Consider the following 25,309-nt stretch of genomic DNA (forward strand, 5'->3'; position numbering starts at 1 on the left):
ACCGGCTGTTCGAACTCGGCGACCAGCTGATGTTCTACGTCCGGGCGATCGCCGCCGTCCCGCTCGCGGTGACCCGCTACTTCCGCGAGGTGGTGCGGCTGCTGGCGGAGGTGACCTTCGGCAGCGGCGCGCTCGCGGTGATCGGCGGCACGATCGGCGTGATGGTCGGGCTGTGCGTGTTCACCGGCGTCACCGTGGGCCTGCAGGGGTTCAGCGCGCTGAACCAGATCAACATCTCGGCGATGACGGGCTTCCTGACCGCTTACTTCAACACCCGCGAGATCGCGCCGCTGGTCGCCGGGCTGGCGCTTTCGTCCACAGTGGGCAGTGGCTTCACCGCGCAGCTGGGCGCCATGCGGATCTCCGAGGAGATCGACGCGCTGGAGGTGATGGCCGTGCGGAGCATGCCGTACCTGGTCACCACCCGGATCGTCGCCGGCTTCATCGCGATCATCCCGCTGTACGTCATCGGGCTGCTGATCTCCTACCTCGGCTCGCGGCTGACGACGGTCGTCTTCTTCGGCCAGTCCGGCGGCACCTACGACCACTACTTCACGCTGTTCCTGCCGCCCGGCGACGTGCTGTGGTCGTTCGGCAAGGTGCTCGTCTTCAGCGTCGGCGTGATCCTGACGCACTGCTTCTACGGCTACCGCGCCTCGGGTGGCCCCGCCGGGGTCGGCGTCGCGGTCGGCCGGGCCGTGCGGACGTCGATCGTGCTGATCAGCGTGCTCGACCTGTTCCTGTCCCTGGCCATCTGGGGTGCGACGACGACGGTGAAGGTGTCCGGATGAGCCGCTTCGCCACGCAGCTCGCCGGGGTCGCCTTCCTCGGCGTGCTCGTGCTGCTCGGCTACCTCGCGGTCGCCATCTACGACAAGGACTTCGACGACTCGGAACTGGTGACGCTGCGCGCGGACCGCGTTGGCAACCAGCTCGCACCGACCGCGGAGGTGAAGGTCAAGGGCGTGCCGTTCGGCGAGGTCCGGGCGGTCCGCAGCACGCGCACCGGCGCCGAGATCGACCTGGCGCTCGACCCGGCGAAGATCGGACAGCTGCCGGGAAACGTCTCCGCGCGGCTGCTGCCCAAGACCGTCTTCGGCGAGCGGTACGTCAACCTCGTGCTCCCGGACCATCCACAAGGGACGCTGCGCGCGGGGGACGTCATCGCGCAGGACCGCTCGTCGAGCGCGATCGAGCTGGAACGCGTCCTCGGTGACCTGCTGCCGCTGCTGCGCGCGGTCCAGCCGCAGAAGCTGAACAGCTCGCTGGGCGCAATCTCGCAGGCCCTCGACAACCGGGGGCAGCCGATCGGCGACAGCATCGTCAAGCTGCAGGACCTGCTGGCCCAGGTGAACCCGCTGATGCCGCAGTTCAAGGCGGACATCACCGGGTTGGCGAACGCGGCCGACGTCTACACCACCGCGGCGCCGGACATCCTCCAGGCGCTGACCGACTTGTCGACCACCGCGAAGACCATCGTGGACACCCGCGCCGACCTGGACAACCTCTACACGAGCGTCACGAGCGCCACCGGGCACCTGAACGACTTCCTGCGGAAGAACAAGGACAACATCATCGGCGTCTCCGTCGCCAGCCGCCCGTCGCTGGAGCTGCTTTCCCAATACTCACCCGAGTTCCCGTGCCTGTTCGACGCGGTGAACCGGCTCAAGCCGCTGATGGAGAAGGCGCTGGGCAAGGGCACGAACGAGCCGGGCCTGCACGTGACACTCACCGTGCAGGACCCCCGCGACAAGTACGTGCCCGGCCGGGACACCCCGCGCTTCGACGCCACCGGCGGCCCCAAGTGCTACGGCGGCGGCGCGGCGGCCTCGGGTGCCGCGTTCGCGACCGACGGCGACCTCGGTCCGGCCAACTCACCCGGCGAGCGGCAGTTGGTCGCCGAGCTGTTGAAGCCCACGCTGGGTGACGTGCCGGACTGGAGCAGTGTCCTGATCGGACCCGCGTTGCGCGGCACGGAGGTGACCGTCCGATGAGGAGCGTCGCAGGGCCCGCCGTCAAGGGCCTGATCTTCTTCCTGGTCACCGCGGTCGCCACCGCGATCCTCGCGATCACCATCGCCAACTCCAGCGTCGGCGCCACCATCGGCTACACGGCCCGCTTCACCGACGCCACCTCGGTCAACCCCGGCGACGAGGTCCGCATGGCCGGCGTCCGGATCGGCCAGGTCGACTCGGTGCGGGTCGTCGAGCACCGCCTGGCCGACGTCGACTTCTCGGTCGACCGCACGCACCGGCTCACCGCGTCGGCCGCGGTGACGATCCGCTACCGCAATCTGGTCGGGCAGCGGTACCTCTCGGTCGACCCCGGCGCCACCGACACCTCGCCGACCCTGGCCGAAGGCGCGCAGATCCCGCTGGACCGGACCACCCCGGCGCTCGACCTCACCGCGTTGTTCAACGGCTTCAAGCCGCTCTTCCAGGCCCTCTCGCCCAACGACGTCAACCAGCTGTCGTTCGAAATCATCCAGGTGCTGCAGGGCGAGGGCAGCACGATCGAAAGCCTGCTGCGGCACACGGCGTCGCTGACGTCCACATTGGCCGGCAAGGACGCCGTCATCGGGCAGGTGATCGGCAACCTCAACACCGTCCTCGACACGGTGAACGCCCAGGGCGACCAGTTCGACGCGCTCGTCGACACCACCGCGCAGCTGGTCACCGGCCTGGCCGCGGACGCGAAGCCGATCGGGCAGGCGATCGGCGGGCTCGGCGAGCTGACCACCGCCACCGCCGGGCTGCTGGAGCAGGGGCGCCAGCCGCTCAAGGACAGCATCACCGCGCTCGGGGACCTGTCGAAGAACCTGGCCGACAACACCCCGGTGTTCCAGCAGTTCGTCGACAACCTGCCGAAGAAGCTCGACCGGATCGGCACGCTGTTCTCCTACGGCTCCTGGGCGAACTTCTACCTCTGCGCGGTGGAGACCGACGCGAAACCGGCGCCCGGCGGCCCGCCGCCCGGCATCCCCGTGACGGCCGGGAGGTGCCGGTGAAACCGCCCCGCATCAAACCGTTCCGCAGCCGGAACCCGATCGCCGTCGGCGCGGTCACCGCGCTGGTGATGGCGCTGATCGGCGGCGCCACGTTCTTCTCCGACGACCTGCCGCTGGTCGGCGGCGGCACGACGTACAAGGCGGAATTCCACGAAGCCGCCGGGCTGAAGCCGAACGACGAGGTCCGGGTGGCCGGGGTGAAGGTCGGCGAGGTCACCGACGTGCGGCTGGCCGGCGACCACGTCGAAGTGCTGTTCCGCGTCAAGGACACCTGGGTCGGGAACCGGACGACCGCGGCGATCAAGATCAAGACGCTGCTCGGGCAGAAGAACCTCGTGCTCGACCCGGTCGGCAACGGCGAGCTGGACCCGGACCAGGCCATCCCGCCCGAACGCACGAGCTCGCCCTACGACGTCACCACGGTCTTCAACGACCTGGCGGGCACAGTCGGCGCGATCGACACCGACCAGCTCGCGCAGGCGTTCCGCGTGCTGTCCGACACGCTCGGCGCGTCGGCACCGCAGGACGTGCGGACGGCGTTCGACGGCATCGCCGCCCTGTCGCAAACGCTGGCCTCGCGCGACGAAGAGCTCGTGAAGCTGTTCCAGAACACCAACCAGGTGTCGAAGACGCTCGGCGAGCGCACCGGTCAGATTCAGGCGCTGATCCGCGACGGCAACACGCTGCTCACCGAGCTGAACGCGCGCAAGGACGCGATCGCGCAGCTGTTCAGCGGCATCAAGAACCTCTCGATCCAGCTGCGCGGGCTGGTCGCGGACAACCAGAAGACGCTCGGCCCGGCGCTCGACCAGCTCGACCGCGTCGCGACCGTGCTGCAGCGGAACCAGGGGAAGCTCGAGGACAGCCTGCGCCTGGCCGGGCCGTTCTACCGGCTGCTCGGCAACGCCGTCGGCAACGGCCGGTGGATCGACACCTACATCTGCGGGCTGATCCCCACCGGCACCACGCCGGGAAGCTGCCTGCCGCCGAAGAACGGGGGACGCTGATGGCGCACCAGCTGACCGACCTGGGAGCACGGGCGCGACGGCGGTCGAGAATGCGCGCCCTCACCGTCGGCGTCGTGCTCGCGCTCGTCGTCTCGGCGGCGTGGCCGATCGCGACCGCGCCCGCCGAACGGACGCTGACCGCGTACTTCACCGCCGCCGTCGGCATCTACCCCAACTCCGACGTCCGCGTGCTCGGCGTCGCCATCGGCTCGGTGTCCAAAGTGGAGCCGAACGGCACCGACGTCAAGGTGACGATGACGCTCAAGCCGGACGCGCAGCTGCCCGCGGACGCCGGTGCCGTCGTGATCACGCCGAGCTTGGTCGCCGACCGGTACGTGCAGATCACGCCCGTCTACCGCGGCGGGCCGCGGCTGCCCGACGGCGCTTCGATCCCGCGTGAGCGCACCGCGACCCCGGTCGAGGTCGACGACCTGCTGCACAGCCTCAACCAGCTGATGTCCGCGCTGGGACCGCAGGGGGCCAACAAGGACGGCGCCGTCAGCGAGGTGCTGACCAAGTCGGCCGAGTACCTCAGCGGCAACGGGCAGACCATCGGCACGGCGATCAAGAACCTCGGCGAGTTCGCCCGTGCGGCCAGCGATTCGAAGGACGACCTGTTCGGCTCGGTCGACAACATCAGCAAGTTCACCGCGATGCTCGCCGCCAACGACGGCCAGGTGAAGCAAGCGATCTCGCAGATCGCGTCGCTGAGCAAGGTGCTGGCCGAGCAGCGCGACCAGTTCTCCGGCGCGCTGACCGAGCTGACCCAGGCGCTGAGCGTGGTGCAGGGGTTCATCAAGGACAACCGCGGCAAGGTGCAGTCCGATGTGGACAAGCTCGCGGACGTCACGAAGATCCTGGTCAACCAGAAGGATTCCCTCGCCGAAGCGCTGCAAGCGGCGCCGAACGCGCTGACGAACCTTCTGGGCGCCTACGACCAGGCGAACGGGACCATCGACGGCCGCGGCAACCTCCTCGAGTTCCCGGAGGGGAAATGAAGTCCCTGGTCAAACTCGCCGCGGTGGTGACGCTCGCGCTGGTCACCACCGGCTGCGGGCGCGGGGTCAGCGTCTACGACATCCCGCTGCCCGGCGGTGCCGCGCTCGGCGACCACCCGATCCACGTCACCGCGAGCTTCACCAACGTGCTCGACCTGGTGCCGCAGTCCGGCGTCAAGGTCAACGACGTCCCGGTCGGGCAGGTCGTCAAGGTGGAGCTGGCGCCGGACGGGCACAGCGCGATCGTGGACCTGCTCCTCAACGGCGACGTCGACCTCCCGGGCAACGCCGTCGCCCGGCTGCGGCAGGCCAGCATCCTCGGCGAGAAGTTCGTCGAGCTGGCCGCGCCGCCCGACGCGACGCCGTCGGGCCGGCTCCTCGACGGGGCGACCATCCCGCTGGACCAGTCCACGCTGACGCCGGAGATCGAGGAGGTCTTCGGGGCGTTGTCGCTGCTGCTCAACGGCGGCGGGGTGGCGCAGGTCCAGAACATCAGCCACCAGCTCAACGAAGCCCTCGGCGGCCGTGAAACCGCGGCCCGCAGCCTGCTGTCCAGTTTGGACGAGTTCGTGCGCGGCCTCGACGAGCACCGCACCGAGATCACGCGTGCGATCGAGAGCGTCAACAAGCTCGCGCAGACGCTGAACGCGCACACCGACCAGATCACCACGACACTGAACGGCCTCACCCCCGGCATCGGCGTGCTCAACCAGCAGCGGGAAGCGCTGGTCGGGATGCTCAAGTCGCTCGACGGCCTGACCTCGGTCGCCGTCGACACGGTGAACAAGAGCAAGGACGACCTGGTCGCCGACCTCAAGGCGCTCGAACCGCTGCTGCGGCGGCTGGCAGATTCCGGGGACAAGCTGCCGAAGGCGATGGAGATGATCCTCACCTTCCCGTTCCCGGACGCGGCGCTCGACACCATCCGCGGCGACTACCTCAACGGCTTCCTCAAGGTGGGTCACTGATGCTGACCCGGTTCGTGCGCGTCCAGGTGACGATCTTCGTGGTCATCGCCGTCCTCGGCGTGGCCTACGTCGGGGCCACCTACGCCGGCCTCGACAAGGTGTTCTTCGACCGCGGCTACACCGTGAAGGCGCAGTTCCCGACCGGCGGCGGCATCTTCACCAACGCCGAGGTCACCTACCGCGGGGTGCCGATCGGCCGGGTCGGCGAGCTGCGGCTGACCCCGGCCGGGATGGAAGCCGACCTCGAGATCGACGCCGGCACCGCGCCGGTCCCGGCCGACACCGAGGCCGTCGTCGCGGACCGCTCGGCCGTCGGCGAGCAGTACGTCGACCTGCGCCCGCGTGCCGACGGCGGCCCGAAGCTGCGGGACGGTTCGGTGATCACCCAGGCGGACACGAAGATCCCGCTACCCGTCGACGTCGTCTTGTCGACAGTGGACACCTTCGCCAACTCGGTGCCGAAGCCCGCGTTGCGCACGGTCGTCGACGAGCTGTACCGCGCGACCACCGACGCCGGCCCGGCGCTGGACCAGCTGGTCGGCCGCGGCATCGAGTTCGTGCAGGCGGCGAGCGCGCACGTGGCGCCGCTGACCCGGTTCGTCACCGACGCGCACGTCGTGCTCGACACGCAGGTGCAGCAGGCCGGCGCGATCCGCGAGTTCGGGGCCAACGCGAAGCTCCTGGCCGCCACGCTGAAGCAGTCCGACGGCGACCTGCGCACGCTCATCCCGGCGGTGCCGGCCGCGGCGAACGAGGTCGGCGCGCTGATCCGCGACTCGGGCCCGCAGCTGGGTGTGCTGCTGGCGAACTTGCTGACCACCGCGGACGTCCTGGAGAGCCGGCGGGACGGGCTGCGGCAGCTGCTGATCACCGCACCGCAGGCGGTCGCCGCGGGCAGCGCGGTCGTGCGCCCGGACGGCGCCCACTTCGGGCTGTCGCTGACCTTCTTCGACCCGCCGCCGTGCACGACCGGGTACTCGACGCCGTACCGCGACGGCCTGGACACCTCGACCCGCCCGCTGAACACGGCCGCGCGCTGCGCGCTGCCGAAGGGCGACCCGACGAACGTGCGGGGCTCGCAGAACGCACCGGGAGGACGGCCGTGAAGATCCTGACGTGGCTGGCCCCGGCGACCGCGGTCCTGGCGACCGCGGCGGCCGGGTGGTCCGGGTTCACCTGGTGGCAGGCGGCGCACGACGACGGCGTCGACCGCGCGGTCGTCCGGGAAGACGCGCTACAGGCAGGCCGGACGGCCGTCGCTGGACTGACCACTTTGGACTACCGGCAGGCGGCCCCGGGGTACCAGCACTGGCTGGACCTCTCCGGCGGCGCGCTGCACGACGAGCTGGCCGCCGACCGGCAGGGGAGCCTCGACCGGATCGCGCAGGCGAAGACGGTCACCACCGGCAAGGTCACCGACGCCGCGGTGACCGAAGTGGACACCGGCGCGGGGACGGCGAAGCTGATCGCGTCGGTCGAGCTGGTCGTCGCGCCCGACGGCGGCGACGCCGTGACCAAGCGCAACCGGTTCCAGGCCGACCTGACCCGCGGCCCGGACGGCTGGCGCGTCACCGGGCTCGGCCAGGTCCCGGCAGGGGAGGCACCGTGACCGTTCCGACGAAGAAGCGAGCCGTGAAGGTGGCCGGGCGCCACCACGACCCGGACCCGGAACCGGCCGCCGAACCGGATCCGCCCGCCGCCCCGCACCGCCGTTCGTGGCTGGTGTTCGCGGTGGTCGCCGTGGTCATGGCCGGGATTGCCGGGTGGTGCACCATCGAGGCGCGGCAGACGAACGCCGTCGTCGCGCACAACAGCGCGCTCGCCGACGTCTCGGGCACCGCGGACGCGGCGAAGCAGATCAGCGCCGCGCTCGGCACGGTCTTCTCCTACCGCTTCGACGACCCGGCCAAGAGCGAGCAGGCGGCGAAGGACGTCCTCACCGGTCCCGCGCTGGCCCAGTACGACCAGCTCTTCGGCCAGGTGCGCAAGCTCGCCGCGGACCAGAAGCTGGTGGTCACCTCGACCGCCGTCGCGTCCGGCGTGAAGCTCCTGGACGGCGACCGCGCGGCGCTGCTGGTGTTCCTCGACCAGACCGGGACGCGGGGCGACGGGCAGCGCAGCACCGGGGCCGCGCAGCTGAGCGTCACGGCCGAGCGCGTCGGCGGGAAGTGGCGTGTCACCGGGATGTCCGCCGCCTGAGAATGCACGAGGGACCGATGCTCACGAGTTCTGAACGGGCCGCCGGCGGGCTGACCGCCGCGGCCGGGGCCACGACGCTCTCGACGCTCCTGACCGCGCGCGCCGCGGCCGCGGGTGGCGAGAGAGCGCTTACCCGGTTCGGCGGTGCCGGAGGGAGGACGGTGACGTGGGCCGGGCTGGACGACCGGGTGACCGCCGTCGCCGCGGCCTTGCGGCAGGTCACCGAACCGGGGCAGCGGGCGGCGATCGTCGTCGCGGATCCGGTGGAGTGCGTCGTCGCGTTCCTCGGCGTGCTCCGGGCCGGGCTGGTGGCGATCCCGGTCGGGCCGGACCGCGCCCGTGTCCTCGGGGACGCGGAACCGGTGATCGTGCTGGCGACTTCGGCCACCGTCGCTGCCACTCGGCAGTTCTTGTCTACTTTGGACACTTGCGGGCACCGGGTGCTGGCCGTGGACGCCGTTCCCGAGGCACCGGGTTTTGTTGAAGATCCGGTGGCCGCCGAGGACGTGGCGTACTTGCAGTATCCGGGCGGGGTGATGGTCACGCACGCGAACGTCGTCGCCAACGCCCGGCAGGCGGCGGCGGTGCTGGGACCCGGGGCGCTGGTGAGCCGGTTGCCGCTCAGCGATCCCTTGGGGCTGCTGCTCGGGGTGGCGGTGCCGCTCACGACGGGCCGGTCCGTCGTGCTCGTCGAGCGGCTGGAGTCGATTGCGTCGCTTGGGTCCGTGACCACACTCGTGAGCCTCGCCGATCCGGACCTTGAGCGGGTGCGCGAGGCGTTCGCCGGGGCCGGGCAGCTGCGGGAGTGCTACAGCGTGCCCGAGGCGACCGCGCTGGTCGCTTGTGGACACCCGGCGGGTCAACGCGTCGCGATCGTCAGCCCCGATGGACGGCGGCTGGCCGCGGGCGAGGCCGGTGAGATCTGGGTGAGCGGGCCGAACGTCGCGCGGGGCTACCGGAACCGGCCGGAGGAGTCCGCCCGCGTCTTCTGCGCCTTCCTCACCGGGGACGACGAGCCGCGGTGGTGGTTGCGGACCGGGCACCTCGGTGTGCTCGACGAGTCGGGCGAACTGGCTGTGCTCGACGACGACTTCGCTGCCGGGCACCACCCGCGGGACCTCGAAGCGACCGCTGGGGAGGCCCATCCGGCGGTCCGGGACGCGGCCGCGTTCGCTGTGCCCGGGGCGCAAGTCGTCCTCGTCGTCGAGCTGGCCGCGGGGATCGTCCCGCCGCGCGGTGCGGTCGAGCGGGCCGTGCGCGGTGCGCTGTCGGCGCGGCACGGGCTCACGCCGCGCCGGGTCGTCGTGCTGGGCGCGGGTGAGCTGCCGCCGACCCGGGCCGAGTGCCGGGAGCGCTACCTGGCCGGCCTGCCGACCCCGGACGGCCTGCGGTGACCGGGCCGGTCGAGGACGCGCGCGCGGTGTCGCCGGGCGTCCCGTTCGCCACCCGGTCGTTCGAGGTGACCTGGCCCGAAGCGCCCTTGCCGCCGGCGCCGCCGGTTGCGCCCGGGTCGTGGCTGCTGCTCACCGACGAGCACCCGGCGGCGCTCGCCCGGGCCGTCTCGCTCGCTTTGACCCTGGCCGAAACCGGCGACGAAGCCCTTTCGCTGCCGCAGGACGACCTCGGCGAGCTGCCCGGGTTCCTGGCCGGGCGGGCGGTGCGCGGCGTCGTGTTCCTCACCGGCGCACCGCACGCCTACCACGACCCCGAAGACGCGCGCGAGCTCCTGCGCACGATCTCGTCGGTGGTCGCGCGGCTCGACCGCGGCGTCCGCTTCCACCTGGTGACGCAGGCCCACGACGAGCCGGGGCTGGTGTTCCTGCGCGGGCTGATCCGGGTGCTCGCCTGCGAACGCCCGGACCTGCGGGCGAGCATCGCCGACTTCGATGCCCGGTCCGATGTGGACGCACTCGCCCGCGAGCTGCGCGCGGACGCGCCCGACGACGAAGTGCGCTGGCGTCACGACGTCCGGTACGCGGCGCGGCTGACCCGCGTCCCGGTCGCGCCGGAAGTACCGGCCGGGCCGGGTGCGTACGTGGTCACCGGCGCGTTCGGCCCGCTCGGGCTGGCCACCGCCCGGTGGCTGGCGGACCACGGGGCCACCCGGATCGTCCTTTCCGGACGGCGAGGCGGCGTGGCCGATCTCCCCGGCGTGGACGCCGTGGTCGTCGCGGGGGACCTCGCCGAGTCGGGTGTCGCGGACCGGCTGGTCGCGGAGGCGACGGCGAGCGGTCTGCCGTTGCGGGGGATCGTGCACGCGGCCGGGGTGTTCGCCGAGGACGCCGACACCGCGTGGCGTGCGAGGGTGCTGGGCGCGCGGCGGTTGCACGAGGCGACGGCGGAAACCCCGCCCGTCTGGTGGCTGCTGTGTTCACCGGCCACGGCGCTGTTCGGGTCGCCGGGCCGGGTGGGCGGCGCGACGGCGGACGCGTGGCTGGACGCGTTCGCGGCCTGGCGCCGCTCCCGAGGACTCCCCGCGGCGATCACCCGGGTCGGTACCGGGCAGCTGTCGCCTGCGGTCTGGCGGCCGTACTTTTCGGCTGTGCTGGACGAGTTCGTGCAGTTCGGCGAGGAGCCGTAGGACTCAGGCGTCCGACGGCAGCCGCTCGGCCAGCAACCCGCGGAAGTGCGGACACGTCATGAGGTCGTCGTGCGGACAGGGCCCGCCCGCCATCAGGTCGAGCGCCGCCTGGGTCCGGGCGAGCCGGGCCTCCAGCCGCCGCCGGTGTGCCGCGAGCAGCTCCTCGCGCGCCGACGCGGACTCGGCCGTCAGCACCGCGCGGATGTCCGCGAGGCCCAAGCCCGCCTCCTTCGAGACCAGGATCGCCGCCACCCGGTGCTGGTCGGCGTCGGTGTAGCGGCGGCGGTTGCCGGTGCGGGCGGGGGCCAGCAGACCCTCGGCCTCCCAGTGGCGCAGCACGTGGGCCGGGACCCCGAACCGGGCCGCCACCTCGCCTATTGACTTCATGCCGACATTAAGTCGCAGGATGGCCGCCATGTCCACGTTGCTTGCCCTCCTGGATGCCTTCGACGACCGGCCCCAGGCCGTCGACCTGCGAGAACTCACCTACCGCGGCTTGGGGACGACGGTGGTCGACGTCGGCTGCGGCGGCGGCCGCGCGGTCGGCGAGCTGGCCGCGCGCGGGGTGCGCGCCATCGGCGTCGACCTGAACCCGGCCATGGTCGAGGCCGCCGCCGGGCGCTGGCCCGCGGGGGAATTCCACGTCGCCGACGCGACTTCGCTGCCGCTCGCCGACGGCTCGGTCACCGGCTACCGGGCCGACAAGGTGCTGCACACCCTCGCCGATCCCGGGCAGGCGGTCGTTGAGGCCCGCCGGGTGCTGGCGCCGGGCGGCCGCGCGGTGCTCACCGGGCAGGACTGGGACACCATCCTGATCGACTCCGACGACCCGGTGCGCACCCGCGCGCTCGTCCACGCCCGCGCGGACCGCGTGCCGAGCCCGCGGGTCGCGCGCCGCTACCGGAACCTCCTGCTGGACAACGGGTTCACCGACGTCACGGTCGAGGTGCGCACCGCGGTCTGGACCGACGGCGCCTGCCTGCCGATGCTCGCCGACCTCGGCGGCGAAGGCGCGTGGCTCGAGGAGCAGGCCGCGAGGGCGCGCGAGGACCGGCTGTTCGTGGCGATGCCGTTCGTGGTGGCGGCCGGCGTCCGCTGAGCTACGTCAAGGTCGCGCGCAGGGCGAGGATCATCTCGAAGCGGTCGTCCGGGTTGCGGAGGTGGTCCGCGAACAGGGTTTCCAGCTCCTGGGCCCGAGCGCGCACCGTTTGCGGGTGGATGGCCAGGCGGTCGGCGACCTCCCGGACGTTGCCGCACGTCTCCAGCCACGCCAGCAGCGTGCCCGCGAGGCGGTTGTACTGCTTCGGGGTCAGCGCCGTCAGCGGGGCCAGCCGCCGGCGGCACACCTCCGTCGCGAGGAACGGCTCCTTGCGCAGCCACAACGTCGCGAGGTGGTCTTCGCACCAGGTCAGCGGCTCGTCCGGGAGGACGTCCGCGGCCACCAAGCGCAGGGCTTCCTGCGCCGTCGCCAGCGACCGGCCCGCCTGACGCGGCGGTACCGGCGGCCCGACCGCGGCGCGGTGCCCGGCCAGCGCGGCCGTCAGCGGGCCGCGGTCCTCGGGCGCGGCCAGCAGCAGCCGCGGCGTCCCGTCTTCGAAGTCCTCCAGCGCGTCCAGGCCGCGGACGTCGCCTGCCCCGTCGAGCGCCACCGCGACGAGCCGGTGCGGCAGCGGCCAGTCCGCCGCCGCCGCGGCTTCCTGCACCGTCCGCGACGGCGACGGCGGGTCCGCCAGCAGCAGGTCCAGCAGCCGGCGGCGCCGCCGTTCCAGCGCGCCCGCCGCACGGGCCTGCGCCGCCGCGTGGCCTTCGATCGACAACGCGGACAGCTCGTCGATGTAGGCGAAGATCGCCTCGGCCAGCAGGCACAGGGTCGCCGACGGCACCCCGGCCCGCGTCCCGACCTCCGCCATCCGCCGCCACGTCACCCGCGCGCCGACCCGGTAGGCCGCCTGCAGGACGTCGAGGTTGCGGCCCTGCGCGAGCTCGTGCACGCCGAGCCCGACGAACAGCTTCCGCCGGTCGTCCGGTGCCGGGCCGGACGCGGCGATCCGGTCGATGAACTGCAGGATCGCCGCCTGCACGCCGGCCCGCAGCGCCTTGCCGAACGCGCCGTCGAGCGGCCGCGCGTAATCCGGGATGGTCCGCTGGATCTCGCGCAGCACCTCGTCGGCGACGTCCAGCAGCCGCGGCCGGAACACCGCGGCCAGCTCACGGGGGAGCAGGGCCCACAGCTGTCCCGGCCGGCCGTCGCCGCCGAGCATCGGCCCATACGTCGTTTCGACGGGTGGTCCCGTCATCCGCCCACCTCATCGTGGTCAGGAACCGAGGAGTGCCTCCGCGCGCAGGGCGATCTCCATGTCGAGCCGGTCGTCGGCGTTGTTCAGCCGGTCGCCGAACAGGTCGATCAGCTGGTGCATGCGGTACCGCACGGTCTGCGGGTGCACCTTGAGCTTCTTCGCGATCTCGGGCGCGCTGCCGCGGGACTGCAGCCAGATCAGCAGCGTCTCGCCGAGGCGCGCCCGCTGCTTCGGGGTGAGGTCCTTGAACGGCTCCAGGCTGCGCGAACACAGCTCGCGGACCAGGAACTCGTCGGCGAGCAGCCACAGCGTGGACAGGTGGTCGGTGCAGCGCGTCACCGGCGCGTCCGGCAGCACGCCGCGCTGGACGAGCTTCAACGTCCGGCGCGCCCAGAGCAGCGACCGCGGCGCGTCGGTGAGCCGCACGGTCGGGCCGACCACCGCGCGCCAGCCGCGCAGCCGCTCGGCCAGGTTGGTCAGGTGCTTGGCCGGGTCGCCGGTGACCAGGCACGGCTCGCTGCCCTCGAGGTCGACGAGGACGTCGGAGTGCAGGTCCGGCACGGCGAGGCTGTGCTGGTCGGCCCGGGGTTCGAGGGCGACGACCGTGACCTCGGCCGGCAGCGGCCACTGCGCCGTGGCGGCCTGCGCGGTGATGGTCTGCGGTGCGGACGGCGGATCGGCGAGCATCAGGTCGAGCAACCGTCTCCGGCGGCGGGCCCGGGTGCCGGCCGCCCGCGTCTGCGCGGCCGTGTAGCCCTCGATCGACAGCGCGGAGATTTCGTCGACGTAGGCGAAAATGGCCTCGGCGCTCGTGCACAGCGTGTCGGCGGAGACGCCGGCGGCCTGCCCGAACTCCGAGATGTGCCGCCACGCGACCCGCCCGCCGACCCGGTACGCGGTCTGCAGGCAGTCGAGGCTGCGGCCCTCGTTGAACTCGATTTTGCCGAGGTTGCGGAACACGGTCGTCCACGTCTCGAGCGGGACGGCGCCGGGGGTGCCGACACTGTCGAGGCACTGGATGATCGATTGCCGCACACCCTGGGTGATGATGTGCCCGAACGCGCCTTCGAGCGGCTGGCGGTACTCGGGCACCGCCCGCTGGACCTCCTGGAGGATGGCGCGGGCGAGCGGGTCGACCCGCGGCTTGAACCGCACGGCCAGCTCGCGGGGCAGCGAAGCCCACAGCCCGATGGCGCCGGAAACGCGCCCGTGCTGGGGTTCCGCCGGGGTCCGGGGGACGGGTGGGTAGGCGGGCCGGGGCCGGTCGGCCGACACGGACTGCTGCCGGTAAGCCGGTCCGGAAGAGCGCTCGCCGGGATGGGGCCGGTTCGCCCGCAGGGCGGGGCCGGCGAACCCGGTGTCCACGTCGGTCATGTGTTTTATCCTTGCTGGCAACAAAATCGGCCTCTTCGTCGTCGAAGCCGATCCGATTTTTGTGGCTCAGGCAACATAATTTCGCGCGAACGGCACTGTCAACGGGTTCTCCGCTGACTTCGGGGTAACCCGTCCGGACTACACCCGAACGGGTGGAACGGCGCGAGGGGAGGTGACACTTCCGCCGCGAGCCGATGGTGCGCGGGTGACAACTTTTCAGGAGGCTTCGCGCACCGGGTTCCGGGCGAGGAGCCGGGCGACGACGTCGTCGAGCGTCAGCCGCGCGGGCGTGGTCTCCGAGACGAACTCGTTGAGCAGCAGGCAGAACCTGTCCGGATCGGCCACGTGTGGAAAGTGTTTCACGTTTTCCAGCACCGTCAAGCGGCTGTCCGGAAGCAACGCGGCGGTCCGGTGTCCGTGCACCGCCGGGATCAGCGGGTCGCGCGCGCCCCAGACCAGCAGCACCGGCACGGATTCGGCCAGGTAGAGCTTCTCCACGGCGCTCGCGCGCTGACCGCGCAGGTCGATCAGGCCGCGTGCGATGGCGAGGAACGCGCGCCGCCGCCCGGGGTCGGCCAGCGAGCCGAAATGCCTGGCCAGTTCCCGTGTTTCAGGTTTCAACGATCCGCCGAGCCGCCGTCCGATGCGGGCGGCGGCCCGTGCGATCGCGAGCGTCCACCGGTTCACCGCGAGCGCCACGGCGATCCGCGCGCCGGGCAGTGCGGTCGCCCGCAGCACGGGACTGACCTCCGGGCCGAGACCGGCGCTGCCGACCAGGACGAGCCGGTCGCACATTTCCGGGAACTGGTAGGCGAACTGCATCGCGATGCCGCCGCCGAGCGAGTGCCCGACGACGGTCGCGTGCCGCACGCCGGACACCGCGAGCACGTCCCGCACGATGCTCGCCATCGCGCCGAGGCCGTAATCCGTGCGCGGCGCGTCGGATTCCCCGTGCCCCGGCAGGTCCGGGGCGAGGAGGCGGCGGCCGAGCGCGGCGCAGCGCTGGAGTACCGGTGTCCAGGTCTCGGCGCTGCCCGCGATCCCGTGCAGCAGCACGATCGCTTCGTCACCGGCGTCCGCGCCGGGCAGGTGCTCGTGCAGCCGGACGCGCCGGCCGTGCAAGGTGAGGTCGTACGTCTCGAGTGTCATCGGCGGCCTTTCTCGCGAACCCGAAAATAGGGCATCCGACTACTTCCGCCGGTGTGGTGAACACCACCGCGCGGGAATCCGCGCCGAGCATGACAAGAAGCTTTGCGGAAAGCCGCGCGCGTGTGCGGGTTTTACCGGGGCACGGGTAAAGTGTATCGACATTCCGCCGGTATCCGGGTAATTCTCGGTGGCATGGTCGCAATGACGCACCGGACGCGCTGATGTCCTGCCGCGCGAGTATTCATTTCGCACCCGGGCTGCCCCGGCGCGGCCCCGCCCGCCGGCCCTGGCGGCGGGTGCTGCCGATGCCGGTGCGCGCGCTCGACCGCGTGCTCGGCGGGCCCGCCCATCCCCGGGGGACACCCGCGCGGCCACCACGCTGAGCCTGGTCGCCAAGCGCCCCAATGTGGCGTTCGGTGCGTCAGACGCACCGAACGCCACATTGGGTGCGCTGGACGCAACCAACGCCACATTGGGGCGCTTTGAGGGGCGAGGCCGGCGTCAGCCCTCGGGAGGTCGGTGGGCCCGCATCAGCCGTTGCGCCCGCAGGGCCAGTTGCATCCCCAGCCGGTCGTCCGCGTCCTTCAACCGGTCGCCGAACAGTTCCTCCAGCTGGCGCAAGCGGTTGCGGACCGTCTGGGGGTGCACGCCCAGCCGCTGGGCGATCTCGGGCGCGCCCCCGCGCGTCTCCAGCCAGGCCAGGAGCGTCTCCCCGAGCCGCTCGCGCTGCTTTTCGCTGAGCGAGGCGAACGGGTCGAGGCTCTGGCGGGCCAGCTCGGCGGCCAGGAAGTCCTCGGCGAGCAGCCAGAGCGTGGCCAGGTGGTCGCGGCACCAGATGATCGGGCCGGGGATGTCCGGGCCGGACAGCGACAGCGCGCGGCGGGCGGTGCGCAGGGCGGCCGGGGCGTCGGCCAGCGGGACCGTCGGCGAGACCGCCGCGCGCCAGCCGTCGAGCTTGGCCTCCAGCGGCCTCAGTTCGGTGTCCGGATCGCGGGTCAGCAGGTGCGGCTCGGGACCGTCGAGGTCGGCGAGGACGCCGTCGCCGAGCAGGTCGGCGGGGAAGTCGGCCGCGTCGGGGCCGCGCTCGAGGGCGACCATCGCCGCGGTCTCCGGCAGCGGCCAGCCCGCGCCGCCGGCCAGCTCCGCGATGCTGCTCGCGGCGCCTTCCGGGCCTTGGACGATTAGTTCCAGCAGGCGCCGCCGCCGGACCGGGACGGCGCCCTCGGCCTTGGCCTGCGCCTCCTGGTAGCCCTCGATCGCGGTGGCGCACAGCTCGTCGACGTAGGCGAAGATCGCCTCCGCCGCGACCGAGATGACCGCCGGGTCGACGCCCGCCGCGACGACGCCGGGGTGCATCGCCCGCCAGGCTACCCTCGCCCCGATCGTGGCGCTGTCCTGCAGGGCGTCGAGGTTGCGGCCTTCGGTGAACTCGATCCGGCCGCGGCCGCGGTAGAACTCGACCCAGTGCTCGTGGGACAGGTCCGGCTCGCCCATCGAGTCGACGCAGTGCTGCACCGCGAACTCGACGCTCTTGACCAGCACTTTCCCGAAAACGCCCTTGAGCGGCTGGCCGTAGGCCGGGACCGTGCGCTGGACCTCCTGGATCATCGAGGCCGCGGCGTGCTTGACGTGCGGGCGCAGGCCCTTGCCGAGCGCGCGAGGCAGCGAGGCCAGCAGGCGGAAGCTGCGGTACTCGACCACCAAATCCCCCTTCGAGTCCGGTGTGAGCTGAGCGTATCCGACCGGTGCGTGACGGATTAATCAACGACGGGTTCCCTGAAAGGGTGACGCAGACACGTCCTTTTGACACGGACGGGTGCGCGTTCTACGCTCCGTGTCAGGTGGCGGGGGTTATTTTCTGAGGCGCCAATTCCCAGTGGAGGACTGAATTCCCCATGCGCGTTCCCGCTGCCTCGGACGGCTCGGTGTGGGCCCGGCTGCCGCACGAACTCGGCGACGCCGTGCGCCCGCGGATCCCGGAGATCGCCCGTGCCTGCGTCGACGCCGTCGCCACCGAGGTTCCGGAATATTCCGGGATTTTCGGCCCCGGCCCGGGGCGCGTCGCCGCGATCGAGCAGACGCGGCGCGGGATCGAGCGCGACATCGACCGCGTCGGCACGCCCGCGATGTGGCAGGCCGACCGGCTCGCCGAGTTCCGCGGCCACGGGCGCGCGGCGTTCCACAATGGCCTCAGCCGCGAGTCCGTGCAGGCGGCCGTGCGCGTGTCGAGCCGGGTGACCTGGCGGTGGATCGCCGACGTCGCACGGGAAGCCGGCCTGTCCGGCGACGTCCTCTACGGCGCGGCCGAGGGCATGTTCGCCGACGTCGAGACGTCGATGACGGCGGTCGCGGAGGGCTACAGCGCGGCCGAAGCGGCGGTGTCCGGCACCGGCGAACGCCACCGCCGCCTGCTGCGCACCCTCCTCGGTGGCCGCACACCGGCCGAAGTGGACGGTCTGCTCGCCGCCTCCGGGCTCCCGGTGCCTTCGCGGGTGGCCGCGGTGGCGTTCCGCGCGCTGCCGGGCGCCCCGGAGTTCCCGCCGGGCCTGCTGCCCGAGCACGTCCCGGCCGACCCATCGGGCGACCCGCCGGCCGCACTGACCCCGGCCCCGGACACGGACCTGGCGGGCCTGTCCGCCCTCCCGGCCGGCTGGACGGCGGCGGTCGGCCCGCTCGTGCCGTTGGCGTCGGCGCCCGAGTCGTTCCGGGTGGCCCGCCGCGCGGCCGACCTGGCGGCACGCGGGCTGCTGGACGCCCCGGGCCCGGTGATCTGGTGCCGCGACCACGTGACGACGCTGCTCCTGCTGGCCGACGAGTTCCTGGTGACGCAGCTCGCGGAGACGACGCTGGAGCCGCTGTCGGGCCTGTCCGGGCGGCGCCGGGAGCAGCTCGCGGAGACCTTGCTGGCGCTGGTCCAGACCCGGGGGAGCGCGCCCGAGCTGGGCCGGCTGCTCGACCTGCACCCGCAGACGATCCGGGCCCGGCTGAAGAAGCTGTCGGAGCTGTTCGGGGCCCGCCTGGACGACCCGGGCGAGCGCCTGCGGCTGGAGCTGGCGCTGCTGGCCGAACGGGCACTGCCGAACCACGACTGACCGGAGGTCATGAACGACCCTTTCACCGCGTCCGGTGACAGGGTCTCGGCAAAGTCGTGGCCGTGCGGTCTGACTGGCGGCGCGGGGATGTCATGAACGGGTCGTTCACCTCACCAGACGACCTGAACGAGTCATTCACGACATCACGGCCGGGGTCCCGGCAAAGTCACGCGGCCGGGCCACTCTGCCGTCGGTGACCCGCTCGCCCGACGTCTTGAATGACTCATTCAGGTCTTCGGAGGTCCTGAATGAGTCATTCAAGACGCTGGTGCAACGCTGCGGGCTGCACCGACGCGACTTTGCCGGAGCCCTGGCGTCCGGCGAGGTGAACGACTCGTTCATGACGTTGCGGGCCGCCGGACCGGCCCGAGTGGACTGGTCCATGCCGCTCGGATCGGCACTGCCGAGCCACGACTGACCCTAAGCTGGCCGGCATGACCGGATTGCTCACCGAGCGGCTGCGGCAAGCCTGCGAAAACGCCGTCGCGATGTGGACCACCCTGGCGCACGCCCGCGGCGACCGCGTCCTCGACCGGCCCGGCTTCACCGCGGTCGACGGCCGCCGCTTCCGGATCATGCTGCGCACCGGTGAACCCGACGAGAGCACGGTCCAGGAGCTCACCGAGCTCGCCCGGGTCAAGCGGGCCGACGGCCGGACCGTCGTCGTCGAGGATCCCTTTCGCGTGCTCGACCTCGACGACCTCGGCATGACCGCGGGGCAGCTGCCGGTCATGGTGCGCGAACCCGCGCCCGTGCCGGACGACGGGACCGTCACCCGCGTCCGGACCGCCGCCGAGCTGGCCGTGGCCGAAGACCTCGTCGTCCGCGGCTTCCCGCTGGAGGAGTACCAGCCCCTCGAGCCCGGGCACGTCTTCCCGGCCGCGCTGCTGGACCAGGCCGTCTTCCTCAAGGGCGGCGAAGGCGCCTGCGTCACCATGGACCACGGCGGCGTCGGCGGCGTCTACTGGGTCACCACGCTGCCGGAACACCGCTCGAAGGGCGTCGGGCGGGCGCTCATGCACGCCGTCCTACGGCACTTCGAGGACCGCCCCGTCACGCTGACCGCCGCCCGGGCCGGGAAGCCGCTCTACGACAAGCTCGGGTTCACCACACTGGGGGACGCCAACTGGTGGCGCTGACCGCGGGAACACCCACCGCCGGTAGCCGTACCAGCGGAACGCCGTCCCGGCCACCGTGCCCAGCACCATCCCCGCGACGAAGTCCGCGATCTCCTGCGCCACGAACCCCACGTGCGGGACCGCCAGGAGCAGCACGTACCGCGACACCAGCGGCGGCACCAGGTTCACGGCCACCGCACCCGCGTTGACCGCGAAGAACAGCGTCGCCTCGCGCAGCCGCCGGTGCCCGCCCCGGCCCGCGAACGACCAGCGCCGGGACAGCAGGTACGCGAACGCCGTCGAGGCGATCGTGGCGAGCGCGAGCGCCGTCACCGGCTTCTCCCGGAACACGGTGAGCTTCAGGCTGTAGTCGCCCAGTAGGGTGACCCCGTACGCGGCCGAGCCGACGACGGCGAAGCGGAGCAGCTCTCGCGGCTCGGGCATGGTTCCTCCAGGTGACGCCGACAGGGTGGAGGTCTTTCGATGGCACGCAAGGGCGAGGGGAGCGAGCTGCCCTCGGTCGCCGAACTGGTGAACCTCTCGCAGACGAAGCCGCTGATGATCCGCGGTGAACTCGACGCGAAGCTCGCCGAAGAACCCGAGCCCGAGCCCGAACCCAAGCCCGATCCGCTCGCCATCCTCGACGCCGAACTGGCGGCGCCGGAGCCCGACGACGAGCGCCCGCGGGACGCGCCGCCCGCCGACACCTCGCGCCGGACGAAGCCGTTCATCCTCGCCGCGGGCGGGGTGGTCGCGCTCGGGCTCGCCGCCGTCGTGCTGCTCCAGCCGCACCAGGTCGGCGGGACGGCCGTGCCGCCGCCCGGTGCGTCCGCCTCCGTTCCGCCGCCGACCTCCAGCGAGGCGGTGGAGACGATGAGCGCGTCCGCGGCGCCGCCCCCGCTCACCGCGGAGGTGCACGACTCCCCGGCGAAGAAGCCGAGCGCGCCCGCCGGTGCGGGCCGCAAGCCCGCGGGCCCGGCGACGACGGCGGCGCCGCCGCCGGACCCGCAGGACCAGTGGCGCGAGTACGTCAGCTCCGTGATCAGCTCGTGGCAGCAGCGCCCCCACGGCGGACGCGACCGCTGATCAGCAGTTCGAACTCGCCGGCTTGCCCTCGATCCGGTCCTTGACGAAGGCCAGGACGTCGGCGTTGCCGGTGTAGACGAGCGTGATGTGGTCGGTGTCGTAGGTCTTCCACGTCTCCGCCACGCCGGCCGCGCAGTACGCCTTGTGCAGCGCGTCGGCCTGCGCGAACTGCACCAGCTGGTCGCCGGTGCCGTGGTACTGGAACACCGGCACCTTCGGCGGGGTGCCGCCGAGCTTGTTCTCGTTCAGCCGGGCCACCCACGCGGGCTTGATGTAGCCCGGGCCGGTCGTGTAGTCCGCGATCTTCTGGTTCGCGTACGTCGTGAGCAGCTCGAAGGTGCACGCGCTCTGCTTCATTTCGGCGAGCTTCGCGCGGCCGTTGTCGCTGAGGAACGAGTCGAGCTGCAGCTCCGGGTAGGCCTGGTCGAGGCCCAGCAGCGCGTAGGCGAACACGCCGAACCCGAACTTCCCGTCCAGCTGCAGCGTCACCTGGACCAGGTCGGACGGCACGCCGCCGGCCGCGATCCCGGCCAAGTTCAGTTCGGGCGCGTACGTCGGCTGCAGCTCCCCGGCCCACGCCGCGGCGCCGCCGCCCTGGGAGTAGCCGCGGAAGACGACCTTCGACGTCGAAGACAGCCCGGCCGCGGTGAGCCGCTGGGCCGCGCGGACCCCGTCGATCACCGCCGGGCCTTCGGAGCGGTCCACGACGTAGGTCGTCTTCGGGGTGCTCTGGTAGCCCTCGTAGTCCGGGACGGTGACGGCGTACCCGGCGTCGAGCAGGTCGTCGAGGCCGGGCTGCTCGTAGAACGCGCCGATGTCGATCATCTTCGACGGCGTGCAGGCGAACGCCGGCCCGTGCGTGCCGGGGTCGAACGAGACGATCGGGGCGGTGGCCCGGTTCGCGGTCTTGGGCACCAGCACGGTGCCGGTGACCGCGTCGGGCTGCCCGAGCGCGTTCGTCGACAGGTACATCACCTGCCACGCGTCGACCGACGCCTTGCGCGGGCCCGCGTTCGAAGGGCGCCAGCGCAGCACATCGCCCGGCTTGCCCGCGGGCAGCGGCGACGGCGGCGTGTAGAACGAGTCGTCGAAGGGGCCGGTCCCCTCGGCGGGCGCCGCCGAAGCCGCGGGGGCGAGCGCCGTCGCGAGGACCACCGCCGCCAGCGCGGCGAGCACGCGGCGGGCGGTCACGCGCCGCTCCCGTAGACGCGCTTGCAGGTCGCGGACTCGCTGAAGGCCAGGTCCAGCTCGGGGTTCGCCTTGAGGTCCTTGATCGGGCCCTCCGGGTCGGCGAGCTGCCCCATCGTGGCGTCGGCTTCGGAGATGACCTTCCGCAGGCTGGCGTCGTCGGTGACCTTGGCCTGCTCCATCTTGGTCTTCGTCTCACCGACCTTCGCCTTGGTCTCGGTGAGGTTGCCGGTGGCTTTGTCCACTGCGGACTGTCCATCCGGGACAGGCGGGACGCCGGCCCCGCGGATGCCGCCCGCCATGTCGTCGAGGGCGGAGCCGAGCCGGGTCAGGAAGTCGACCATCGCGTCCCGGGTCTTCACCGGGTCGGCGTTGTCGACGGCGGGCGGCTGGGCCAGCTTCGCCGAACCGGCGGCCACGCCGGTGCACACCTTGTCGACCCAGGCGAGTGCCGCCGGGTCGGCGTGCCGGCCGGGGTCGGCGGGGGCTTCCGAGCCACAGGCAGCGCACGACAGAAGTGCGGTCGCCGCCATTGCGAGCACCGCGCTGTGCATTCTTTTCATGGGTTTCGAAGCTACGCGGCGCGGTTGTGCGCGAGCAAGGAGAGAATGACCGGTTGGCACGTGCGTCAACATTCCGCGGCGGGGAGTTGTCACGCGCGTCAGCGGTTCGGCGACCACGCTGTGCTGGGGAAACCTTCCCCGGGCTGCTAGGAACTCGTGCGTGATGGCGTGCCGGTGTGACAATTTGCCGGTACTGCGTGGCGTTTTCACCAAAAGCTCTTGATTGACGCCATCGGCACTCGTTAGCTTACGGTCGGTCGCGATTCTCGCTGAATGTGCGCGCCGTTTCGTATCACTGTTGATACACGGAAGGACCATCGTGAGTCACCCAAGAGGGAAGAAGAAGTCGGTCGCGGCCGCCGCGGCCGCCGGCGCGGTGGGGCTCGTCGCCACCGCGCTCCTCGTCGGGGCGCAGACCAGCGCCGCCGACCCGATCTCGCTGACGCTGAACTACCACTGCACGTTCCCGCTGGTGGGGTCCCAGTCGCTGAAGGTGGTGATCAACACCGACCTGCCGACCACGGTCAACACCGGGCAGCCGACCGGCGCGTTCGACATCAAGGCCGTGTCCACGATCAACGCGGACACCGTCTCCGGCCTGAGCCTGATCGGCGCCACGACGCTCGAGGGCACCGCCACCGCCGCCGCGACCGTCGCGGCGCCGAGCCTCAACCTGCCGGTCAGCGTCCCGATCACGCTGGACAAGACGAACATCCCGGCCTCGGGGGAGATGAACATCAACGCGGCGGGCAAGACGCCGTCGCTGACGTTCACCCAGCCCGGCCAGGCGAAGATCACCGTCGGCGACCTGAACCTCAAGGTCACCCCGCGCAAGGCCGACGGCTCGGTCACCGGCATCACGCCGGACGGCACCATCGACGCGCCCTGCACGCAGGACGCCGGCCAGAACAACACCCTGGCCACCATCACCATCAACGGCGGCGGGACGACGACCCCGCCGACCACCACCCCGCCGGTGACCACGCCCCCGACCACCACGCCGCCGGTGACCACCCCGCCCACCACGACCCCGCCGGGCCCCGGCATCAAGTACTCCTTCGGCATCACCGGCCAGACCGCGCTGAAGGCGCTCGGCAGCACCGCGCCGATCAAGGGCTCCTTCGACGCCGACGTCAACCTGTCGGCCAAGACCTTCGTCGGCAACCTGGCGCTGGACCCGACGCACACCGACTTCAAGCTCCTCGGCTTCCTGCCGGGCAGCTCGGACGTCAAGGTCGTGCAGAACGGCCCGCAGACCGGTGAGCTCGTGGGCACCGGCTTCAAGGCGCACATCAAGTTCGACACGTTCCTCACGCAGGTGAACCTGTTCGGCTTCCCGATCAGCAGTGACCCGAAGTGCGGCACGGTCTCCCCGTCGACCAGCGAAATGACCACCGGTCCCGACTTCGACCTGCTCAAGGGCGGCAAGCTGTCGGGCACCTACTCGCTGTCGGCGCTGCAGAACTGCGGCGCGTTCAACGACTACATCAGCGCGTTCGCCAAGAGCGACGGCAACTCGCTGGACCTGGTGCTCGCCAAGAAGTGATCCGGACTACCGGCCCCCGTCGCGCCGCGGCGGGGGCCGGTGCCATGCCCCCGAAGGGAAAACCCGTGCGGAAAGCCCGGTCGTTGCTCGCGGCGGCCCTCGCCTGCCTGGTGCTGCCGCTCGCGGCCGCGCCCGCGCACGCGTCGACGCCGATCACGAAGAAGCTGAGCTACACCTGCCCGTTCCCGTTGATCGGGCTGCAGCAGCTGGACGTGGAGATCAAGGCGTCGTTCGACGTGCCTTCCGCGCCCGGCGGCACCTTCACGACGTCGGACCTCGCGGTCTCGGTGACCGTGCCCGACAAGTCCACCCGCGGCCTGGCCCTGGTCGGCGCGGCGAGCATCGAAGGGACGGCGTCCGCAGGGGTGACGCTGACCAACGGCCCGCTGACGCTGCCACTGGCCCTGCCGCTGACCGTGGCGAAGACGGCGGTGCCGGCGTCGGGGCCGTTCACCACGAACGCGACCGGCTCGGTCCCGCCGGTGCAGCTGCCGAACGCGGGCAAGACGGCGCTGACGATCGGCGGCTTCAGCACCCGGCTCACGCCGAAGAAGGCCGACGGCTCGTTCACCGGGCTCGGCTCGTTCACCTCGGACTGCACGCTCGACGCCGGCCAGGACCCGGTGCTGTTTTCGTTCGACCTCGGAACGGCCGCGCGCGATTACCGCGTCACCGGCACGACGACGCTGAAGGCGCTCGGCGCGACCGCGCCGATCACCGGCTCGTTCACCGGGTTCAGCCCGGCGTTCGACCGGACGCGGGCGGAGTTCAAGGTCTTCGGGTTCGTGCCCGGAACAGCCGACCTGCAGTTCAGCCCGGACGGCCCGCAGACCGGCGAGGTGGCGGGCGACGGCTTCGTGGCGCATTCCCGGCTGGCGCTGGCGCTCCCGCAGGTGACGCTCTTCGGCTTGCCCGTCGCCGACGCGGGGTGCCGGGCGAGTACGTCGATCCCGGTCGAGCTGCGCACCGGCACCGGGTTCACCCTGGCCGCCGGTGGTCCGCTGACCGGCAGCTACACGATTCCGGCGCTGGCGGACTGCGGTGCGTTCACCGCGTACCTCAGTTCGCTGGTCCAAAGTGACGGCAACACGTTCGCCGTCACGTTGGCCGCACGCTGACCGGGATTCACCTCGACCG

26 protein-coding genes are annotated in these 25,309 nt (G+C 72.0%); 18 read left to right on the forward strand and 8 right to left on the reverse strand.

Annotated elements, in window-relative coordinates; genetic code table 11:
• Positions 1-29: 29 nt before the first annotated feature.
• The 11 genes from H4696_RS43070 to H4696_RS43120 are packed head-to-tail and all read left to right on the forward strand — an operon-like array spanning position 30 to position 10,759.
• Positions 30-791 carry an MlaE family ABC transporter permease gene (locus tag H4696_RS43070; RefSeq protein WP_225958070.1) on the forward strand — a complete coding sequence of 254 codons (762 nt, stop codon included), beginning with the start codon at positions 30-32 and terminating at the stop codon, positions 789-791.
• The gene (locus tag H4696_RS43075) at positions 788-1,993 is read left to right on the forward strand and encodes an MCE family protein (protein WP_086863081.1); all 1,206 of its coding nucleotides are present in this window, start codon (positions 788-790) and stop codon (positions 1,991-1,993) included. The genes H4696_RS43070 and H4696_RS43075 overlap by 4 nt, the downstream gene beginning before the upstream one ends.
• Positions 1,990-3,006 carry an MCE family protein gene (locus H4696_RS43080; protein ID WP_086863080.1) on the forward strand — a complete coding sequence of 339 codons (1,017 nt, stop codon included), beginning with the start codon at positions 1,990-1,992 and terminating at the stop codon, positions 3,004-3,006. Before H4696_RS43075 ends, H4696_RS43080 begins: the two co-directional genes overlap by 4 nt.
• Complete coding sequence (locus H4696_RS43085) at positions 3,003-4,013, forward strand: MCE family protein (RefSeq protein ID WP_249027132.1); 1,011 nt, start codon at positions 3,003-3,005, stop codon at positions 4,011-4,013. The genes H4696_RS43080 and H4696_RS43085 overlap by 4 nt, the downstream gene beginning before the upstream one ends.
• Entirely contained in the window at positions 4,013-5,011 is a 999-nt protein-coding gene (locus H4696_RS43090) for an MCE family protein (RefSeq protein ID WP_086863079.1), read from the forward strand. The genes H4696_RS43085 and H4696_RS43090 overlap by 1 nt, the downstream gene beginning before the upstream one ends.
• Positions 5,008-5,979 (forward strand): MCE family protein, encoded by a 972-nt coding sequence (locus H4696_RS43095; RefSeq protein WP_086863078.1) that lies wholly within the window; start codon positions 5,008-5,010, stop codon positions 5,977-5,979. Before H4696_RS43090 ends, H4696_RS43095 begins: the two co-directional genes overlap by 4 nt.
• A complete protein-coding gene (locus H4696_RS43100) occupies positions 5,979-7,085 on the forward strand; it encodes an MlaD family protein (RefSeq protein ID WP_086863077.1) in 1,107 nt (368 codons plus the stop codon). Before H4696_RS43095 ends, H4696_RS43100 begins: the two co-directional genes overlap by 1 nt.
• Positions 7,082-7,588 (forward strand): hypothetical protein, encoded by a 507-nt coding sequence (locus H4696_RS43105; protein ID WP_249027131.1) that lies wholly within the window; start codon positions 7,082-7,084, stop codon positions 7,586-7,588. Before H4696_RS43100 ends, H4696_RS43105 begins: the two co-directional genes overlap by 4 nt.
• Entirely contained in the window at positions 7,585-8,178 is a 594-nt protein-coding gene (locus H4696_RS43110; protein WP_086863076.1) for a hypothetical protein, read from the forward strand. The genes H4696_RS43105 and H4696_RS43110 overlap by 4 nt, the downstream gene beginning before the upstream one ends.
• 17 nt (positions 8,179-8,195) lie before the next feature.
• The gene (locus H4696_RS43115; RefSeq protein WP_158104378.1) at positions 8,196-9,572 is read left to right on the forward strand and encodes an AMP-binding protein; all 1,377 of its coding nucleotides are present in this window, start codon (positions 8,196-8,198) and stop codon (positions 9,570-9,572) included.
• On the forward strand, positions 9,569-10,759 hold the full coding sequence (locus H4696_RS43120; RefSeq protein WP_086863074.1) for a KR domain-containing protein: 1,191 nt from the start codon (positions 9,569-9,571) through the stop codon (positions 10,757-10,759). The genes H4696_RS43115 and H4696_RS43120 overlap by 4 nt, the downstream gene beginning before the upstream one ends.
• Positions 10,760-10,762: 3 nt before the next feature.
• Here the strand turns inward: H4696_RS43120 and H4696_RS43125 are convergent, their stop codons facing one another.
• Positions 10,763-11,146: a MerR family transcriptional regulator gene (locus H4696_RS43125; RefSeq protein ID WP_086863073.1), complete on the reverse strand. Its 384-nt coding sequence runs from the start codon at positions 11,144-11,146 to the stop codon at positions 10,763-10,765.
• Positions 11,147-11,174: 28 nt separating this feature from the next.
• Here H4696_RS43125 and H4696_RS43130 point away from each other — a divergent pair, with 28 nt between their 5' ends.
• Positions 11,175-11,858 (forward strand): methyltransferase domain-containing protein, encoded by a 684-nt coding sequence (locus tag H4696_RS43130; protein WP_086863072.1) that lies wholly within the window; start codon positions 11,175-11,177, stop codon positions 11,856-11,858.
• Position 11,859: 1 nt separating this feature from the next.
• Here H4696_RS43130 and H4696_RS43135 read toward each other — a convergent pair whose 3' ends face one another.
• From H4696_RS43135 to H4696_RS43150, 4 genes are all read right to left on the reverse strand, one after another.
• Entirely contained in the window at positions 11,860-13,056 is a 1,197-nt protein-coding gene (locus H4696_RS43135) for a PucR-like N-terminal domain-containing protein (RefSeq protein ID WP_086863071.1), read from the reverse strand.
• An 18-nt stretch (positions 13,057-13,074) separates the two neighbouring features.
• Positions 13,075-14,430 carry a PucR-like N-terminal domain-containing protein gene (locus H4696_RS43140; RefSeq protein WP_192782844.1) on the reverse strand — a complete coding sequence of 452 codons (1,356 nt, stop codon included), beginning with the start codon at positions 14,428-14,430 and terminating at the stop codon, positions 13,075-13,077.
• Between the two features lie 216 nt (positions 14,431-14,646).
• Positions 14,647-15,579: an alpha/beta fold hydrolase gene (locus tag H4696_RS43145; protein WP_086865546.1), complete on the reverse strand. Its 933-nt coding sequence runs from the start codon at positions 15,577-15,579 to the stop codon at positions 14,647-14,649.
• Between the two features lie 501 nt (positions 15,580-16,080).
• Complete coding sequence (locus H4696_RS43150) at positions 16,081-17,283, reverse strand: PucR family transcriptional regulator (RefSeq protein WP_086863676.1); 1,203 nt, start codon at positions 17,281-17,283, stop codon at positions 16,081-16,083.
• A gap of 191 nt (positions 17,284-17,474) precedes the next feature.
• Between H4696_RS43150 and H4696_RS43155 the strand changes: the two genes are divergently transcribed.
• The 3 genes from H4696_RS43155 to H4696_RS43165 all read left to right on the forward strand — a co-directional run bounded on the left by H4696_RS43155 (position 17,475) and on the right by H4696_RS43165 (position 19,810).
• Positions 17,475-18,671 carry a PucR-like N-terminal domain-containing protein gene (locus H4696_RS43155; RefSeq protein ID WP_086863675.1) on the forward strand — a complete coding sequence of 399 codons (1,197 nt, stop codon included), beginning with the start codon at positions 17,475-17,477 and terminating at the stop codon, positions 18,669-18,671.
• 193 nt (positions 18,672-18,864) lie between these two features.
• Positions 18,865-19,089 carry a hypothetical protein gene (locus H4696_RS43160; protein ID WP_143265313.1) on the forward strand — a complete coding sequence of 75 codons (225 nt, stop codon included), beginning with the start codon at positions 18,865-18,867 and terminating at the stop codon, positions 19,087-19,089.
• Positions 19,090-19,105: 16 nt separating this feature from the next.
• Positions 19,106-19,810 (forward strand): GNAT family N-acetyltransferase, encoded by a 705-nt coding sequence (locus H4696_RS43165; RefSeq protein WP_086863674.1) that lies wholly within the window; start codon positions 19,106-19,108, stop codon positions 19,808-19,810.
• On the opposite strand, the gene H4696_RS43170 is transcribed toward H4696_RS43165, so the two are convergent.
• Positions 19,700-20,233: a GtrA family protein gene (locus tag H4696_RS43170; RefSeq protein WP_086863673.1), complete on the reverse strand. Its 534-nt coding sequence runs from the start codon at positions 20,231-20,233 to the stop codon at positions 19,700-19,702. The genes H4696_RS43165 and H4696_RS43170 overlap by 111 nt on opposite strands.
• Before the next feature lie 39 nt (positions 20,234-20,272).
• Between H4696_RS43170 and H4696_RS43175 the strand changes: the two genes are divergently transcribed.
• Positions 20,273-20,875 (forward strand): hypothetical protein, encoded by a 603-nt coding sequence (locus H4696_RS43175; RefSeq protein WP_086863672.1) that lies wholly within the window; start codon positions 20,273-20,275, stop codon positions 20,873-20,875.
• Here H4696_RS43175 and H4696_RS43180 read toward each other — a convergent pair whose 3' ends face one another.
• Together H4696_RS43180 and H4696_RS43185 are read right to left on the reverse strand one after the other, a co-directional pair.
• On the reverse strand, positions 20,876-22,066 hold the full coding sequence (locus H4696_RS43180) for a lipase family protein (protein ID WP_086863671.1): 1,191 nt from the start codon (positions 22,064-22,066) through the stop codon (positions 20,876-20,878).
• Positions 22,063-22,626: a hypothetical protein gene (locus tag H4696_RS43185; RefSeq protein ID WP_225955971.1), complete on the reverse strand. Its 564-nt coding sequence runs from the start codon at positions 22,624-22,626 to the stop codon at positions 22,063-22,065. The genes H4696_RS43180 and H4696_RS43185 overlap by 4 nt, the downstream gene beginning before the upstream one ends.
• A 319-nt stretch (positions 22,627-22,945) precedes the next feature.
• On the opposite strand from H4696_RS43185, the gene H4696_RS43190 reads away from it, so the two are divergent.
• Both H4696_RS43190 and H4696_RS43195 read left to right on the forward strand, forming a co-directional pair.
• Positions 22,946-24,172, forward strand: a complete 1,227-nt coding sequence (locus tag H4696_RS43190; RefSeq protein ID WP_192782845.1) for a DUF6801 domain-containing protein — start codon at positions 22,946-22,948, stop codon at positions 24,170-24,172.
• Between the two features lie 65 nt (positions 24,173-24,237).
• The gene (locus tag H4696_RS43195) at positions 24,238-25,290 is read left to right on the forward strand and encodes a DUF6801 domain-containing protein (RefSeq protein WP_086855922.1); all 1,053 of its coding nucleotides are present in this window, start codon (positions 24,238-24,240) and stop codon (positions 25,288-25,290) included.
• The last annotated feature ends 19 nt before the right edge of the window (positions 25,291-25,309 follow it).

Origin of the sequence: Amycolatopsis lexingtonensis (genome assembly GCF_014873755.1) — a bacterium.
Taxonomy (GTDB): domain Bacteria; phylum Actinomycetota; class Actinomycetes; order Mycobacteriales; family Pseudonocardiaceae; genus Amycolatopsis; species Amycolatopsis lexingtonensis.